This is a genomic window from Pantoea sp. X85 (genome assembly GCF_029623675.1).
Taxonomy (GTDB): Bacteria; Pseudomonadota; Gammaproteobacteria; order Enterobacterales; family Enterobacteriaceae; genus Pantoea; species Pantoea leporis.
Genome location: NZ_CP121108.1, coordinates 1,721,335 through 1,735,715 on the forward strand (window position 1 = coordinate 1,721,335; position 14,381 = coordinate 1,735,715).

Consider the following 14,381-nt stretch of genomic DNA (forward strand, 5'->3'; position numbering starts at 1 on the left):
TAAAGATGCCCGCCTTGTGCGGGCATCGTTTTCTTTAGAGGCATGCAATGACCGCTGGCGTCTTTTCTTACTCTGCCGTTCTGATGGGTTCGCCCATTCTGCTCAAATTGTTTTATGACAATCCCACGCTTGCCCGCCACGTATTTCAACTGATTAAACAGCAGGAAAACCTGTTCACCGTTAACCGCGCTGAATCCGAAGTGATGTCGGTCAACCACGCCGCAGGCCACCATCCGGTGATCGTCAGCGAAGCGGTGTTTGCGTTAATTAGCGTGGCACACGCCGTGAGTTTACTGCCGGACAGCGCCTTCAATTTCACCATTGGGCCGATTGTGAAGCGCTGGAAAATTGGTTTTCAGGGACGTGCGGTGCCGCCTGCGCCAGAAATCGCATCCCTGCTAAAGCTGACCGATCCGCATCAGGTCGTGCTCAATCCCGCCGATCGCTCAGTGTTTTTGCAACAGCCAGGCATGGAGATCGATCTCGGCGCCATCGCCAAAGGCTACATCGCCGATCGCGTGCAGGCGTTTTTACGCCAGCAGGGCGTGCAGCAGGCGCTGATCAATCTGGGCGGCAATGTGCAAACGCTGGGTTCGCCGCCGCACGAGCCGCAGGGTTGGGGCATTGGCCTGAAAAAGCCGTTTGGTCGTGATGATGAGCTGCTAGGGGTGCTGCAGGTGCAGGGCAAATCGGTGGTGACGTCGGGCATTTATGAGCGTTACTTCGAACTGGACGGCCGCTGCTGGCATCATATTTTTGATCCGCAAACCGGCTATCCGCTTGATAACGAACTGCTGAGCGTGACGGTGATTTCCGATCGCTCGATTGATGGCGATATCTACACCACGCTGCTCTTTGGCATGGGCGTGGAGCAAGGGCTGGCTTATCTCGCTGACCAGCCCGACATCGACGCGGTGTTTGTCACGCGCGATCGGCAGATCATCTGCTCCTCACCGCAGCACTTTTACTTCCAGCAGCTCGATGTCGACTGGCAGCTACGTTACTGACAGTATTGCTGCAGCAGCGAATGGTATTCCGGTTGCAGGCGATAGCGGTACACCGGACGGCCGGTCGCGCCATAGTGAATGCTGGTGAACAGAATATTAATCTGCGCCAGCCAAATCAGGTATTTACGACACGACACGCGCGAGATGTTCACTTCAGCTGCCAGTTCGTCAGTCGAAAATTCATGCCCCGGATGCGCATCAATCCACTGACACAGCGTGCGCAGCGTTTGCGGCGTTAAGCCTTTTGGCAGGCGCTTATTGTCGTGCTGCGTCGCCGGGCTGCCGTGAATCAGCAGATCCACATCCGCTTGCTGATAATAATGCTGATTGTCCATCAGCGATTTCTTCTGCCGCCAGCCGGTCAGCGCCTCTTCAAAACGTGGGAACTGGAACGGTTTGATCAGGTAATCCACCACGCCGTAGTGCAGCGAGGTTTTGATATTCTCCGCATCGGCCGCCGACGAAATGATGATCACTTCCACCGCGCTCTGCGCCGTGCGCAGCTCCGGCAACAGATCGAGGCCATTCTCCTGCTGCATATAGATATCCAGCAGCACCAGATCGACCGCAGTATCGCTATTGAACAGGATCTCTTTCGTCTGCTTCAAGGTTGAGGCGGTGCCACAACAGTGAAAGCCCTGAATTTGGCCGATATACGCGCGATTAAGCTCGGCGACCATGGCGTCATCATCGACCACTAACACATTGATCATGCGGATTGGTTTCCTCCATCCCAGGGAAGTTGGACTAAAAATTGGGTAAACACGCCGGGTTCTGACTCCACACTCACGCTGCCACCGATATTTTCGGTTTGCTGCTGCAGCAGAAACAGCCCGACACCGCGGTTTTCACCTTTGGTGGAGAAGCCTTTTTCGAAAATGGTGCTGAGATGATCGGCTTCAATGCCCGGACCATCATCACTCACTTCACAGGTCAGCCAACCGTTTTGGTAGTGCAGCATCACGTGAATCTCGCCTTCTACCTGCTCGCTCATTGCATCCAGCGCGTTCTCAATCAGATTGCCGATCACCGTAATCAGCGCCGCCATCTGCTGCTCATTGCCGCTGTCGGGCAGGAAGCTGGCATCGCTGATGGTCAGGCGATGGCCGCAATCAGACGCGCGGTTGATTTTGCTCAGCAAGAAACCAGCAATCACCGGCGACTTAATCTTATCGAGCAGGAAACCGATCTCCGTCTGGTAATTATTGGCGGTTTTGAGAATGTAGCTTTCCACCTGCGTGTAGTTTTTCATGTGCAGCAGGCCGAGGATCACATGCAGCTTGTTCATAAATTCGTGCGAGCGCTCACGCAGCGCATCGACGTAGTTTACCATGCCCGTCAGACGCTGCATCAGTTGACTGATTTCCGTCTTGTCCCTGAAGGTGCAGACCGCGCCGATAATCCGTCCCTGCGTGCGCACCGGCACGGTATTGCTTAGCAACACGCGGCCATTCACATTCAACTCTTCATCACGCCGCGCCCGCCCGCTGTGCAGCACATCCCGCAGATGATCGTTAATCACTGAGGCATCGTAGATGCGGTCGCCGCTGATGGTGCCCATCGAATCGTTTAGCAGCGATCGCGCCGCCTGGTTCACCAGCGTCACCTGCGCCTGATCGTCCATCGCCACCACGCCTTCTTTTAGCGAGTTGAGAATCGCCTGACGCTGTTCAAACAGAGTAGAAATTTCGTAGGGTTCAAGGCCAAACAAAATGCGCTTCAGCACGCGCACCAGTACAAAAGTACCGATGGCGCCGGCCAGCGTGCCAATAAAGATGGTCCACAGGATGCTCCAGCGGCTCTCGTTGATCTGCACCGAAACGGCATCCAGCGAGATGCCAATCGCCACCACGCCAATCTGCTGATGCTGATTGTTGTACACCGGCGTAAACACGCGCAGCGCTTTCGCCAGCGAACCTTTATTCACCGAGACGTTTTCATGGCCACGCAGCGCGGGCTCCAGATCGTCACCGATAAAGTGTTTGCCAATCAGTTCAGGATTGCGATGCGAATAGCGGATGCCGTCCATGTTGGTGACAGTAATGAACAGCAAATTATTGGTCTCTTCCACCGCTTTGGCGATCGGCTGGATGCGCGTGCCATCCGGCGGGAACGCCAATGCACGCTGGATTTCCGGTGAGTCGGCCAGCGTGCGCGCCACCGCCATGGCTTTATCTTCCAGCTGCGCGCGGGTCGCTGCGCCAATCTGGAAGAAATAGAACATATGCACGCTGAGCAGCACCAGCACAATCACTGCGCTGAGCATCAGGGTGACCAGCGTATTAAGCTTCATCGGCTGCTTGCGCGCCGCGGTTCCTTGCTGTGAAGAAGACATGATCGCTCTCGGAGGAGAAGAGGGCACATATTATGACGGATAAACAGAAGAAGGTCGCGCACCATGTAAGGCCGCCATTCGTGGCGGCCTCGACATTGGCGGTACTGAATTAACTCGATTTAACGCGATTCGCAAAGCTCTTACGCAGCTTTTGCAGTTTCGGTGGGATTACCGCCATGCAGTAGCCGTTGCGCTGACCCGCGCCTTCCCAATAATCCTGATGATAACCTTCTGCCGCATACCACTCTTTCAGCGGCTCGATGGTGGTCACTACCGGATCGCTCAGGTTCTCCTGCGCGCGCGCAATCGCGGCAATCGCTTCGGCTTCCTGCTCAGCATTCGCCGGGAAAATCGCAGAGCGATATTGGGTGCCCACATCGTTGCCCTGGCGGTTCAGCGTAGTGGGATCGTGGGTGGCAAAGCTGATATCCAGCAGATCGCCGTACTTCACCTGCTCTGGATCGAAACCGATGCGAATCGCTTCTGCGTGGCCGGTCGCACCGCTGCACACCTGCTCGTAGGTTGGATTCGGGCGTGCGCCGCCGGTATATCCACTCTCGACTGACTCCACGCCAATCACATCTTTAAACACTGCTTCAGTACACCAGAAACAGCCACCTGCGATCACCGCATATTCGGTTGCCATTATATCTACTCCTGTCAGGGCGAAAGAATCAAAGTGGGGGCAAGCCCATATCAATTCAAGCAGTTAAATTAACATTTCAGGCTTAAAGTCGCCGCGCTTGTCGAGCCGCAAATTGCTCATCACGCTGAAGCGTCCTTCGCCGGTGTAGTGCAGCGTCGGCGGAAACTCCGGCGTTTCCGCTACATGCGCTTTAACGATCTCAAAGATAAAGAAGTTGTAGTTATCTACCATGGAATCGTCATACAGCTGGCACTCAAAGCTGGCAAAGCAATCGCCGATTAACGGCGCATTGACCACGCTTGCCGGTTCGGGTGTCAGATTGAAGGCATCAAACTTATCGAGACGATCGCCGTGGCTGTTACCGATCGCCACCACGCTGTCCACCAGATTGGCCGACGGCACGTTAATCACGCACTGGCCGCTCTGGCGAATCAGTTCATGGCTGTAATTGCCGCCGGCAATCATGCAGCCAACCAGCGACGGCGAGAACTCCAGAATGGTGTGCCAGCCGAGCGTCATGATGTCGCGATGATCCTCAAACTGGGAACTCAGCAGCACCACCGGACCCGGCTCCAGATACTTCCGCGCTTTGCTTACCGGAAAGTCGATTTTATGCATCGGGATTCTCCTGTTGTAGGTACAGACACATTAAGTGTAGATGCCAGCCTTTACCGAGCCGAAAAATCGCGGCATGTTATCGGCTACCTCTTACCAACAGGCCAATAATATGAACAACATCCTGTGTCAGACCCTTAACCTTCGCTATCCGATCATTCAGGCGCCGATGGCGGGCGTCTCGACGCCGGAACTGGCGGCGGCGGTGAGCACCAGCGGGGCGCTGGGTTCGATCAGCGTGGGCGCTTCAACGCCGCAACAGGCGGATAGCATGATCCGCAAAACGCTCGCCCTGACAGCCGCGCCCATCAACGTCAACGTCTTCTGCCACGCGCCGGTGCAGCGCAATCCTCAGCAAGAACAGGCGTGGATCGCTCGTTTCAAGCCGGTGTTTGCTCGCTATGAAGCGACACCGCCCGATGCGCTGTCAGAGATTTATCAAACGTTCGTGGATAACCACGCGATGCTGGAGGTCCTGCTGGACACCGCGCCCGCCGCAGTGAGTTTCCACTTTGGCTTGCCGTCCGCCGCGGTTGTGCAGCGCTTGAAACGTCGCGGCATTATCACGCTGGCGAGCGCCACCAGCGTTGCTGAAGCAGACGCCATCGAAGCTGCCGACATCGATTTTATTGTGGCGCAGGGTATTGAGGCGGGCGGGCATCGCGGGATATTCCATCCAGAAAATGACGATCAGCAGCTCAGCACCTTTACGCTGGTGCAGGCGATTCGCCGGGCGTCGCGGCTGCCGGTGATTGCCGCCGGCGGCGTGATGGATGGCGCGGGCATGGCTGCGATGCTCAAGCTGGGCGCGGCGGGTGTACAGCTGGGTACGGCGTTTATCCTGTGCCCGGAATCCGCCGCCAACGCGGCATATCGTCAGGCGCTGAAAAGCGCGCAGGCCAACAGCACCGAGATGATTGCCGCCATTTCTGGCCGATCGGCAAGATGTCTCACCAACGATTTTTGCCAGTTGGCGCGCGAGTTCGCGCAGGATGCCATTCCCCCTTATCCACTCACCTACGCGCTGGGCAAAGCGCTCGCTGCTGCCGCCGCCGCTAAAGGCGCGCACGGCTTTGGCGCGCAGTGGGCCGGGCAGGGCGCCGCGCTGGCGCGGGAAATGCCGGCGGCAGAATTAATTAACACGCTGGTGGCGGAGTGGCAGGCGGCGTAACGCAGCTTATCTGCTGCGACAATCTCTATGGTTGAGGAGACGATGATGACAAACCCAGCTGGGATAAATCCCGGAGAACAGGTCGTTTTATACGACGGCGTATGCAAACTGTGCAACGCGTGGGTGATGTTTCTCCTGCGTCATCGCATTCCACGCCATGTACGTTTTGCGGCGGTTCAGAGTGAGCAGGGGAAAGCGCTATTACGTTTTGTCGGTCTGCCAGATGAAGATATTCGCACCATCGTTTTGATTGATGGGCAAAATCATTGGCTCCGTGCGCAGGCAATTTTCCGCATCATGCATTATATGCCGTGGCCGTGGCGCGTTTTGTCTGTCGTGAGGTTTATGCCTGACGTTATCAGCAATTATTGTTACGACCGCATTGCGCTAAATCGCTATCGGCTTTTTGGTCGCTACAACGAGCATTACCCCATTAAATCCGATTATCACGGACGATTTTTAGACCAGTAAAATCGTCCGTTAATCCTCGAAACGGAACGCTTGCTGCGAAATGGTTTTAGCCATCATCGATTTAATCCATTCCGTAGGTTCCCGTTTACCGCTGCGTTTGTGTGAATAGATTTTCACGGTGAACCTTGGCGCGGGAAACGGCAGCCTGAATGAGGTCACATCGGCGGCCTGTTTGATTTTACTGGCAACGAAAGACGGGATCGCCATCAGCAATTCACTTTCCGCGATAATAAAGGGCGCACTCAGCATCGATGGCGTTCTGATGGCGATGCGGCGTTTAAGGCCAATGCGCGCAAGATGGGAATCCAGTAATCCCTGTTTTTCATTCCACGGCGTAACCACCAGATGCCCGGCGGCAAGATAGTCGTCAAGATTCAGACTGCTGCGTCGCGCATTGGCAATCACCATAAATTCATCACTGAATAAATCGGTCTCGTCGAGATCGGGATGATGCATGCTATCCGGCTCGCTAAAACTCAGCGCCATATCGATTTCACCCGCCAGTAATTCAATCAGCGCCGGATTATGCGGCAAATGGCAGAGTTCAAAACTCAGATTGGGTGCCGTATCAGTCAGCGCATGCATCAGCCGCGGAAAGACACAAAAAGCGGTGTAATCCGTTACCGCAATTCTAAAACAGTCATCACTGGTCAGCGGATCAAAAGGCTGCAGCGGGCTGAGATGCCGATTTAATCCGGTTAGCGTTTCGGCAATATAGGGCGCCAGCTGGCAGGCATAGACGCTGGGACACATTTTGTGGCCTTCGCGGTAGAACAGCGGATCTTTAAAAAACTCACGTAATCGGGACAGCGCGTGGCTTAACGCGGAAGTACTCAAACTGAGCTCAATCGCCGCCAGCCTGACTGAACGATGTCTGAAAACTGCGTCGAAAACGGGGAGGAGATTCAAGTCCAGTCGACGCAGCACATGATGCATGAAATTCACCTATCATTGATTTTATTGCACTTATTTCATCGAACAATACCTATTATGCTGGGCAGCATCAATCTGATTAAATAAGAAAATAATGCATGAAGATGACTATTCGGCCAGCCAATCCTGAAGACGCGGACGCCATTTACGACATGATTGCTGAGTTGTCGGTTTATGAACATGGATTACAGCCGTCATCAACTACCGTTGAAGAGATCAGAACGACGCTATTCAATCCCGAAAGCCATAGCGAGGCGTTGATGTGCGAGATTGATGGCATAACCGCCGGGTATGCAGTGATTACCCGCAGCTACTCGGCGTGGCTGGGGCGTCGCGGACTCTATATGGAAGACTTGTACTTCTCGCCCAATTTTCGCGGCCTCGGTGCAGGCAAAGCGCTGCTGCAGTATGTCGCGCAGCACGCGGTCAATCATCAGTGCAACCGCATTGAGTGGAGTGCGTTAGATTGGGATCAGTCGGCCAGAGAGTTCTATCTCAGTATTGATGCGCTGCCGTTAAATGAGTGGGTGCGTTATCGGCTCGACGGGGCGGCATTAGAGAAATTTGCTGCCGCCACGCCGCAATAGTTCTCTGCCACAAAAGGCCCGCCAAAATGGCCTGATGCTCATGTCAGCCAAGCCAACGATGAGTGTGCAGGCCGGTGGCACTTTTGGTCCGGCTGTCCTCGCGCCGCTAACGCGGTTCCTTCACTTCGCTCGTCAGCCTAACGGACCGGCGAAGACGGGACTTCCCTGTCCCGGCTTCGCCTTTCGCCCGCGTCCTGCGGGCTCTCCTGGCTTCCTCGCTTCGTTCAGCGCTGCGAATTGCCGGCCCAAAATTGCCCCCGGCCCGCTTCGACGCTTCAGTGCGTGACGCAGCCGATGTGTCAGAGCCCGCACGATTAATGCAGCCTTAAAGCCAAATTCTTTCATAACTGACAAGTATTAGGCCAAACCGGCCGATTAATGTTATTCCCGTTAAAGCGATTGCAGGAACGTCAGCAGATCGGCGTTGAGCTGATCGGTATGCGTCACCGCAAAGCCGTGCGGTGCGTTGTCATACACTTTCAGCTGCGCGCCGGCGATCATTTCGGCGGCGACTTTCCCGGTGGTTTCGAACGGCACGACCTGGTCGTTGCTGCCGTGAATCACCAGTGTCGGCACGTCGATTTTTGCCATATCAGGACGGAAGTCGGTTTCCGAGAACGCGGTAACACAATCAATCGTCCCTTTTAGTGACGCCAGCAGCGCAATATTCAACGTCTGCGTCAGCGCGCCTTCTGAAACCGTTTGACCGGCGTTGGTGCCGTAAAACGGTGTGGCAAAATCACTGATGAACTGCGCGCGATCTTTACGTAAGCCCTGACGAATGCCTTCAAACACCGACAAATCGACGCCTGCTGGATAATCATCGGCCTTGCCGAAGATCGGTGTCACCGCGCCCAGCAGCACTAAGCTATCCACGCGCGCTGTGCCGTAATTGTTGATGTAGCGCGCCACATCGCCGCCACCCATTGAGAAGCCCACTAGCGTCACGTTTTGCAGATCCAGATGGCTAATCAGGTCGTTAATATCCGATGCAAAAGTATCGTAGTTGTAGCCTTCCCACGGTTGATCGGAACGGCCAAAGCCGCGGCGATCAAAAGCGATAACGCGGTAGCCTTTCTCCGCCAGGAAATTCAGCTGGCTGTCCCACATATCTCCGTCGAGCGGCCAGCCGTGACTGAATAGCACCGGCTTGCCGGTACCCCAATCTTTGAAATAGATCTGCGTACCATCCTGCGTCTTAAATGTGCTCATGTTTCGGCCTTATTAATGTCGATGAATGAAAGCGCCTTATTCAGGTGCCACGAGATAACGAACTTCCGGAGCTGCAGTGCCTTGATGGAATCCCAGCACGCGGTTCTGAATCTTTTGATCGTTCATGGTATAGCGCTCGCGCTGACGCAGATGCTCCATCCATGAGCCAACCACAAAGGTCTCAACAAACATGTCGGGTTGCAGCATGTCCTCATACAGAGACCAGTTCAGCGCGCCACCACGTCGTCTGACGCGACGCATATCCTGCATGCACACCGCAAAGGCATGCGCATCACTGCGGTTGATCTGATAATGATAGCTGACCATCACCGGCCCGCGATCGTGACGAATCTCCAGCTCGGGCAAGGGATCGCTGACCGTGCTGAGGTCGAGGTTCAGATCCGGATCCTGATCCAGCCGCCAGCGCAGCACCGTCAGGCTCGCCAGCAGCATGCCGACAGTGGCGACAGTCAGTGACAATGGAATGCTGAATGTCGATGCCAGCTGTCCCCAAATGGCGCTGCCTAACGTCATCGAGCCAAAAAACACCGTCAGATAGACCGCCAGCGCCCGGGCTTTCACCCATTTGGCGGCACTGCGCTGCGCGCCAAGATTGAGGGTGGAAAGCACTGCAATCCACGCAAAGCCGGTAAAGAACTCGAACGCATTCAGCAACCAGAGGTGACGAATAAACGCCAGCGCCAGCAGAGTGATGGCAAACATCAGGCTCGCCAGCACCATCAGCTGATCGGGATTAAAGCGTTTGCGCATACGCGGCAACAGCAGCGCGCCGCAAATCGCGCCGATGCCGATGCAACCCAGCATAATGCCGTAGCCGCCGGGCCCGAGGCCCAGTTCGCGTCGAGCCACCAGCGGTAACAGCGCCCAACCGGCACTGCCAAACACAAAGAAAGCGATGGTGCGCACTAGCACATTGCGCAGTACCGGCGCAGCATGCACATAGCGCACGCCGGCACGCACCGCCGGGAAGAAGTGCTCCGGCGGCAAACGCTGCACGCTGGGCTGTGCTTGCCACACATACAGCACCAGAAACACGCCGAGTACCGAAAGCGCATTCAGCAGAAACACCATCCACGGACCGGCAAACGACAGAATCAGGCCGCCGAGCGCCGGGCCGATAGCGCGACTGATGTTAATGCCGAGCGAGTTAAGCGCAATCGCCGGGCCGAGCTCCTCCTTACTGACCAAATCCGGCACGATGGCCTGGAAGGGCGGAGAACTCATGGCCGCGCCGGTACTCAGCAGGAACGCCGCAATCAGCAGCACCATCGGTGTGACCAGGTCTGCCCAGGAAAGGAATGTCAGGCTCGCGGCGGCAATAAACACCCAGATTTGCGAGAACAGCAGGTATTTACGCCGGTCAACGATATCCGCCATCACGCCAGACGGCAGTGCAAACAGAAACATCGGTAAGCTGCTGGCGGCCTGCACCAGCGCCACCGAGAGCGGATCGGCGCTCAGTGTCAGCATGGTCCAGTTAACGCCTACGTCGTTCATCCATGAACCGACATTGGATACCACGGTAGCGATCCACAGCATGCGGAACACGCGCTGGCGCAGCGGCTGCCATGGTGAAACCGTCTGCGAAACGGGCGGCAGATCCGCCTCGGGGATGTCATGAATGTCATTAACCTGCGCCATGAACAACCTCCGAAACGCCGCCAAACACGCGCCAGCGACCGGGGCCGGTCAGCGCCAGCGTGGTGAAGATGATCAGCAGCAGCCAGCCAAACTGTCCTTCCGCTATGCTCCAGTTGGGATGGACGAACAGCATCGCCACCAGCAGCACGCCGATAATCGGCAGGCAGGCGAGGCGGGTAAACATGCCAAGCAGGATAAACAGCGGGCAGACCACTTCAGCAACGATCGCCGCCAGCAGGCTGAAGTAGGCACCCAGGCCAAAGGGATCCTCGATACGCGTCAGTTCTTCACTGAAATGGAACACCTTTGGCAAGCCGTGCACGTGCAACAACAGCAGGCAGCCGGTAAGGCGCAGGAAGAACAGCCCCGCATCAATGCGAGGCGGCTGTGAGAGTGAATGTTTCATGGTTTAGAAGGCGAAGCAGCTGCAGCCGAGCGCGCCCCAGAAGGCGTTCTCTTCCGAAACCGGCAGGTTGGCGCCGCGCGCAATCTCGTGAGAATGCGTATGCACGCCGCACGGGCCGCTGCAGTGATGCGCTTGCTGCATCATGCCCACGCGTGTGGTGGCGGTCGGTGGCGCACTGCGATATTGGCCGGGAACCTTGACCACCGGCGACCATTCCGGCAGCACCGGAATGAGGGGCGGCGCTTCCGAGCTGAAAGCGCCGGCGGCATAAACGATATTTCCGTCCACCACGGTCAGCACCGACTCAATGCCTTTGATCTCCTCTTCAGGCACGCTGAAGTAGTCTTTGCTCAGCACCACCATATCGGCCAGCTGACCGATTTTAATCTGGCCTTTTTTACCTTGCTCGCTGGAGAACCAGGCGCTGCCCTGCGTCCATAACATCAGCGCCGTATCACGATCGAGGCGCGCGTTGACGTCGTACATCTGCATGCCGCCCACAGTGCGTCCCGATACCAGCCAGTAAAGCGCGGTCCACGGGTTATAACTGGCCACGCGCGTCGCATCGGTTCCTAAACCCACCGGCACGCCGGTCTCCAGCATGCGCGCCACCGGCGGTGTATGGCGAGTGGCCTCAATGCCGTAACGCTCGGCAAAGTACTCGCCCTGGAACGCCATGCGATGCTGTACGGCAATGCCGCCGCCCAGCTCTTTGATGCGGTCAAGGTTACGCTGCGTCACGGTTTCGGCGTGATCGAAGAACCAGTGCAGGCCGTTGAACGGAATGTCGCGGTTCACTTTTTCAAACACATCCAGCATGCGGCTGATCGATTCATCGTAAGTGGCGTGCAGGCGGAACGGCCAGCGATGCTCCACCAGATGACGCACCACACGCTCCAGCTCATCTTCCATGCCGGGCGCCAGATCCGGACGCGGTTCGAGGAAATCTTCAAAATCGGCGGCGGAAAACACCAGCATTTCACCAGCACCGTTGTGACGGAAATAGTCGCTGCCCTGGCCCGGTGTCAGCATGTCGGTCCACTTCTCGAAATCTTCCAGCTCGTGGCCCGGACGTTGGGTAAACAGGTTGTAGGCGATTCGCAGCGTCATCTGCTTTTTCTCATGCAGCTCGGCAATGACTTCGTAATCTTCGGGATAGTTCTGGAAACCGCCGCCCGCATCAATGGCGCTGGTCAGGCCGAGGCGGTTCAACTCGCGCATAAACTGGCGGGTGGAATTGACCTGCTGCTCCAGCGGCAGTTTTGGCCCTTTCGCCAGCGTGGCGTAAAGGATCATGGCGTTCGGGCGCGCAATCAGCATGCCGGTCGGGTTGCCATTGCTGTCACGCTGGATCTCGCCGCCCGGCGGATTGGGCGTGTCTTTGGTGTAGCCGACGACCTTCAACGCGGCGCGGTTGAGCAAGGCGCGATCGTACAGATGCAGGATAAACACCGGCGTATCGGGCGCGGCTTCGTTGATCTCATCCAGCGTCGGCATGCGACGCTCGGCAAACTGAAACTCGGTCCAGCCGCCTACCACGCGCACCCACTGGGGTGACGGCGTGCGCAGCGCCTGTTCTCTCAGCATCCGCAGCGCATCGGCGATCGAGGGCACGCCTTCCCAGCGCAGTTCGAGGTTGTAATTCAGGCCGCCGCGGATCAGGTGCAGGTGGGAATCATTCAGGCCGGGAATGGCGGTATGGCCTTTGAGGTCAATCACTTTGGTGCCTTCGCAGTGATGCTGCATCACGTCGGCCAGGCTACCCACTTCGAGAAATTTGCCATCGCGCATCGCCACGGCCTCGGCAATCGGGTTGCCGCGATCGACGGTATGAAATCGCCCATTGGTCAAAATGATGTCTGCTTTGCCTAACGTAACCATAAAATCTCCTGAATAAGAGGTCCTGCCAATTTCGCAGGTGAAATACTGGGTGGGATTATGTTCAGGCGGTGCGGAAAGCGTCTAGTTATACAAAAGGATAGGTATACCTTCGTATAGTTATACCTATAGATAATGGTTCGTGTGCCCAAAGGTTCTTACACTGCGCCCAGACATTCACCTCAATGGGCATACAAAAATGACAACCAGTAAATTAGAAGTACTGACGCCGCACAACTGCCAGATCATCTTCATTGACCAGCAGCCGCAAATGGCGTTTGGCGTGCAGTCCATCGACCGTCAGGTATTGAAAAATAACGTGGTCGCGTTGGCAAAAGCGGCGAAGGTGTTCAACATTCCTACCGTACTGACCACGGTGGAGACCGAGAGCTTCTCAGGTAACACCTTCCCGGAGCTGCTGGATGTGTTCCCCGGCCAGGACATTCTTGAGCGTACCTCGATGAACTCGTGGGATGACCAGAAAGTGCGTGATGCGCTGGCGGCCAACGGTAAGAAGAAAATTGTTGTTTCCGGTTTGTGGACCGAAGTGTGTAACAACACCTTCGCGCTGTGCGCCATGCTGGAAGGTGATTATGAGATCTACATGGTGGCTGACGCCTCCGGCGGCACCACCAAAGAAGCGCACGACTATGCCATGCAGCGCATGATTCAGGCGGGTGTGATCCCAGTGACCTGGCAGCAGGTGATGCTGGAGTGGCAGCGCGACTGGGCACACAAAGAGACCTACAACGCGGTGATGGATATCGCGAAAGAGCACTCCGGTGCTTACGGCATCGGCGTTGATTACGCTTACACCATGGTGCACAAAGCGCCATCGCGTCAGAAGAGCGAGCATCGCACGCTGGCACCGGTTGCTGCGCCCGTTCGCTAAATCGTCACCCAGGCGAGCGCTTACGGGCTCGCCTTTCTTTTTTCAAGGAGGACCGGTGAGTCCTTTACTGATTTCTCTGGCGGCGGGTGTGTTTATCGGCCTGATTTACGCCTTGCTCAACGTGCGATCGCCGGCGCCGCCCGCCGTGGCGCTGGTGGGCTTGCTGGGCATGATTGTGGGCAGTTCGCTGGGTGGAAAATTGACGCATCCCGTAGCGCCCGTCGATAAAACCTCACGCGCGATGGCCGCTGACAGGCCGCTACCTCCCGCCATGCTCACCGCAAAACAGGCGGGTTGAACATGCTGAAAACCTATGCGATATCGCTCTCGGTCGGTATTTTAGTTGGCATCATTTATGCCGTTATCGACGTCAATTCCCCAGCGCCGCCCGTGATTGCGCTGCTTGGTCTGTTTGGTATGCTGGTCGGCGAACAGATTATCCCGCTGTGTAAGCGCCTGATAAACCGTCAACCGGTCACGCTGGCCTGGTTTCGTCAAGAGTGTGTGCCTAAAATCAGCGGCACGCCGCCATCGAGTGACAAAACCTCCTGAGGACGCGCCGCAGG

16 protein-coding genes are annotated in these 14,381 nt (G+C 56.4%); 7 read left to right on the forward strand and 9 right to left on the reverse strand.

The genetic code is table 11. The annotated features are described in order from the left end of the window. The first annotated feature begins 47 nt into the window (after positions 1–47). Positions 48–1,007: an FAD:protein FMN transferase gene (locus P6287_RS08015; protein WP_277974765.1), complete on the forward strand. Its 960-nt coding sequence runs from the start codon at positions 48–50 to the stop codon at positions 1,005–1,007. Here the strand turns inward: P6287_RS08015 and dcuR are convergent. The 4 genes from dcuR to P6287_RS08035 form a co-directional block, all read right to left on the reverse strand. Next, positions 1,001–1,720, reverse strand: coding sequence for a two-component system response regulator DcuR (gene dcuR, locus P6287_RS08020; protein ID WP_192413592.1), 720 nt, complete (start codon positions 1,718–1,720; stop codon positions 1,001–1,003). The two genes, P6287_RS08015 and dcuR, sit on opposite strands and share 7 nt — an antisense overlap. Then, a complete protein-coding gene (locus tag P6287_RS08025; protein ID WP_192413590.1) occupies positions 1,717–3,342 on the reverse strand; it encodes a sensor histidine kinase in 1,626 nt (541 codons plus the stop codon). The genes dcuR and P6287_RS08025 overlap by 4 nt, the downstream gene beginning before the upstream one ends. Positions 3,343–3,451: 109 nt before the next feature. Next, a complete protein-coding gene (gene msrA, locus P6287_RS08030; protein ID WP_192413587.1) occupies positions 3,452–3,988 on the reverse strand; it encodes a peptide-methionine (S)-S-oxide reductase MsrA in 537 nt (178 codons plus the stop codon). Between the two features lie 63 nt (positions 3,989–4,051). Continuing rightward, on the reverse strand, positions 4,052–4,606 hold the full coding sequence (locus tag P6287_RS08035) for a flavin reductase family protein (protein ID WP_101760766.1): 555 nt from the start codon (positions 4,604–4,606) through the stop codon (positions 4,052–4,054). Positions 4,607–4,715: 109 nt separating this feature from the next. Here P6287_RS08035 and P6287_RS08040 point away from each other — a divergent pair, with 109 nt between their 5' ends. Both P6287_RS08040 and P6287_RS08045 read left to right on the forward strand, forming a co-directional pair. Then, complete coding sequence (locus tag P6287_RS08040) at positions 4,716–5,774, forward strand: nitronate monooxygenase (RefSeq protein ID WP_277974918.1); 1,059 nt, start codon at positions 4,716–4,718, stop codon at positions 5,772–5,774. Positions 5,775–5,819: 45 nt separating this feature from the next. Further along, entirely contained in the window at positions 5,820–6,245 is a 426-nt protein-coding gene (locus P6287_RS08045) for a DCC1-like thiol-disulfide oxidoreductase family protein (RefSeq protein WP_110865972.1), read from the forward strand. Positions 6,246–6,254: 9 nt separating this feature from the next. Here the strand turns inward: P6287_RS08045 and P6287_RS08050 are convergent, their stop codons facing one another. Continuing rightward, the gene (locus P6287_RS08050; RefSeq protein ID WP_110865973.1) at positions 6,255–7,181 is read right to left on the reverse strand and encodes a LysR family transcriptional regulator; all 927 of its coding nucleotides are present in this window, start codon (positions 7,179–7,181) and stop codon (positions 6,255–6,257) included. 95 nt (positions 7,182–7,276) lie between these two features. Here P6287_RS08050 and P6287_RS08055 point away from each other — a divergent pair, with 95 nt between their 5' ends. Further along, positions 7,277–7,765, forward strand: a complete 489-nt coding sequence (locus tag P6287_RS08055; RefSeq protein ID WP_192413583.1) for a GNAT family N-acetyltransferase — start codon at positions 7,277–7,279, stop codon at positions 7,763–7,765. 390 nt (positions 7,766–8,155) lie between these two features. Here the strand turns inward: P6287_RS08055 and P6287_RS08060 are convergent, their stop codons facing one another. Genes P6287_RS08060 through P6287_RS08075 form a run of 4 tightly spaced genes read right to left on the reverse strand, consistent with a single transcriptional unit; the run spans position 8,156 to position 12,926 of the window. Continuing rightward, the gene (locus P6287_RS08060) at positions 8,156–8,977 is read right to left on the reverse strand and encodes an alpha/beta hydrolase (RefSeq protein ID WP_101760762.1); all 822 of its coding nucleotides are present in this window, start codon (positions 8,975–8,977) and stop codon (positions 8,156–8,158) included. A gap of 36 nt (positions 8,978–9,013) precedes the next feature. Beyond that, a complete protein-coding gene (locus tag P6287_RS08065) occupies positions 9,014–10,639 on the reverse strand; it encodes an MFS transporter (protein WP_110865975.1) in 1,626 nt (541 codons plus the stop codon). After that, a complete protein-coding gene (locus P6287_RS08070; protein WP_192413581.1) occupies positions 10,626–11,045 on the reverse strand; it encodes a DoxX family protein in 420 nt (139 codons plus the stop codon). The genes P6287_RS08065 and P6287_RS08070 overlap by 14 nt, the downstream gene beginning before the upstream one ends. Positions 11,046–11,048: 3 nt before the next feature. Further along, the gene (locus P6287_RS08075; protein ID WP_277974766.1) at positions 11,049–12,926 is read right to left on the reverse strand and encodes an amidohydrolase; all 1,878 of its coding nucleotides are present in this window, start codon (positions 12,924–12,926) and stop codon (positions 11,049–11,051) included. Positions 12,927–13,122: 196 nt separating this feature from the next. On the opposite strand from P6287_RS08075, the gene P6287_RS08080 reads away from it, so the two are divergent. From P6287_RS08080 to P6287_RS08090, 3 genes are read left to right on the forward strand one after another with little or no spacing between them, the layout of a single operon-like run. Beyond that, positions 13,123–13,815 carry a hydrolase gene (locus tag P6287_RS08080; protein ID WP_101760759.1) on the forward strand — a complete coding sequence of 231 codons (693 nt, stop codon included), beginning with the start codon at positions 13,123–13,125 and terminating at the stop codon, positions 13,813–13,815. 55 nt (positions 13,816–13,870) lie between these two features. Then, positions 13,871–14,113, forward strand: coding sequence for a DUF1427 family protein (locus P6287_RS08085; RefSeq protein ID WP_192413577.1), 243 nt, complete (start codon positions 13,871–13,873; stop codon positions 14,111–14,113). Positions 14,114–14,115: 2 nt separating this feature from the next. Further along, positions 14,116–14,367 carry a XapX domain-containing protein gene (locus P6287_RS08090; RefSeq protein ID WP_217546879.1) on the forward strand — a complete coding sequence of 84 codons (252 nt, stop codon included), beginning with the start codon at positions 14,116–14,118 and terminating at the stop codon, positions 14,365–14,367. Positions 14,368–14,381 lie beyond the last annotated feature (14 nt).

Bases quoted from the DNA above. Each gene is read 5' to 3' on its own strand.
- P6287_RS08015 (WP_277974765.1), top strand. From the start codon at position 48: ATGACCGCTGGCGTCTTTTCTTACTCTGCCGTTCTGATGGGTTCGCCC.
- dcuR (WP_192413592.1), bottom strand. From the start codon at position 1,720: ATGATCAATGTGTTAGTGGTCGATGATGACGCCATGGTCGCCGAGCTT.
- P6287_RS08025 (WP_192413590.1), bottom strand. From the start codon at position 3,342: ATGTCTTCTTCACAGCAAGGAACCGCGGCGCGCAAGCAGCCGATGAAG.
- msrA (WP_192413587.1), bottom strand. From the start codon at position 3,988: ATGGCAACCGAATATGCGGTGATCGCAGGTGGCTGTTTCTGGTGTACT.
- P6287_RS08035 (WP_101760766.1), bottom strand. From the start codon at position 4,606: ATGCATAAAATCGACTTTCCGGTAAGCAAAGCGCGGAAGTATCTGGAG.
- P6287_RS08040 (WP_277974918.1), top strand. From the start codon at position 4,716: ATGAACAACATCCTGTGTCAGACCCTTAACCTTCGCTATCCGATCATT.
- P6287_RS08045 (WP_110865972.1), top strand. From the start codon at position 5,820: ATGACAAACCCAGCTGGGATAAATCCCGGAGAACAGGTCGTTTTATAC.
- P6287_RS08050 (WP_110865973.1), bottom strand. From the start codon at position 7,181: ATGCATCATGTGCTGCGTCGACTGGACTTGAATCTCCTCCCCGTTTTC.
- P6287_RS08055 (WP_192413583.1), top strand. From the start codon at position 7,277: ATGAAGATGACTATTCGGCCAGCCAATCCTGAAGACGCGGACGCCATT.
- P6287_RS08060 (WP_101760762.1), bottom strand. From the start codon at position 8,977: ATGAGCACATTTAAGACGCAGGATGGTACGCAGATCTATTTCAAAGAT.
- P6287_RS08065 (WP_110865975.1), bottom strand. From the start codon at position 10,639: ATGGCGCAGGTTAATGACATTCATGACATCCCCGAGGCGGATCTGCCG.
- P6287_RS08070 (WP_192413581.1), bottom strand. From the start codon at position 11,045: ATGAAACATTCACTCTCACAGCCGCCTCGCATTGATGCGGGGCTGTTC.
- P6287_RS08075 (WP_277974766.1), bottom strand. From the start codon at position 12,926: ATGGTTACGTTAGGCAAAGCAGACATCATTTTGACCAATGGGCGATTT.
- P6287_RS08080 (WP_101760759.1), top strand. From the start codon at position 13,123: ATGACAACCAGTAAATTAGAAGTACTGACGCCGCACAACTGCCAGATC.
- P6287_RS08090 (WP_217546879.1), top strand. From the start codon at position 14,116: ATGCTGAAAACCTATGCGATATCGCTCTCGGTCGGTATTTTAGTTGGC.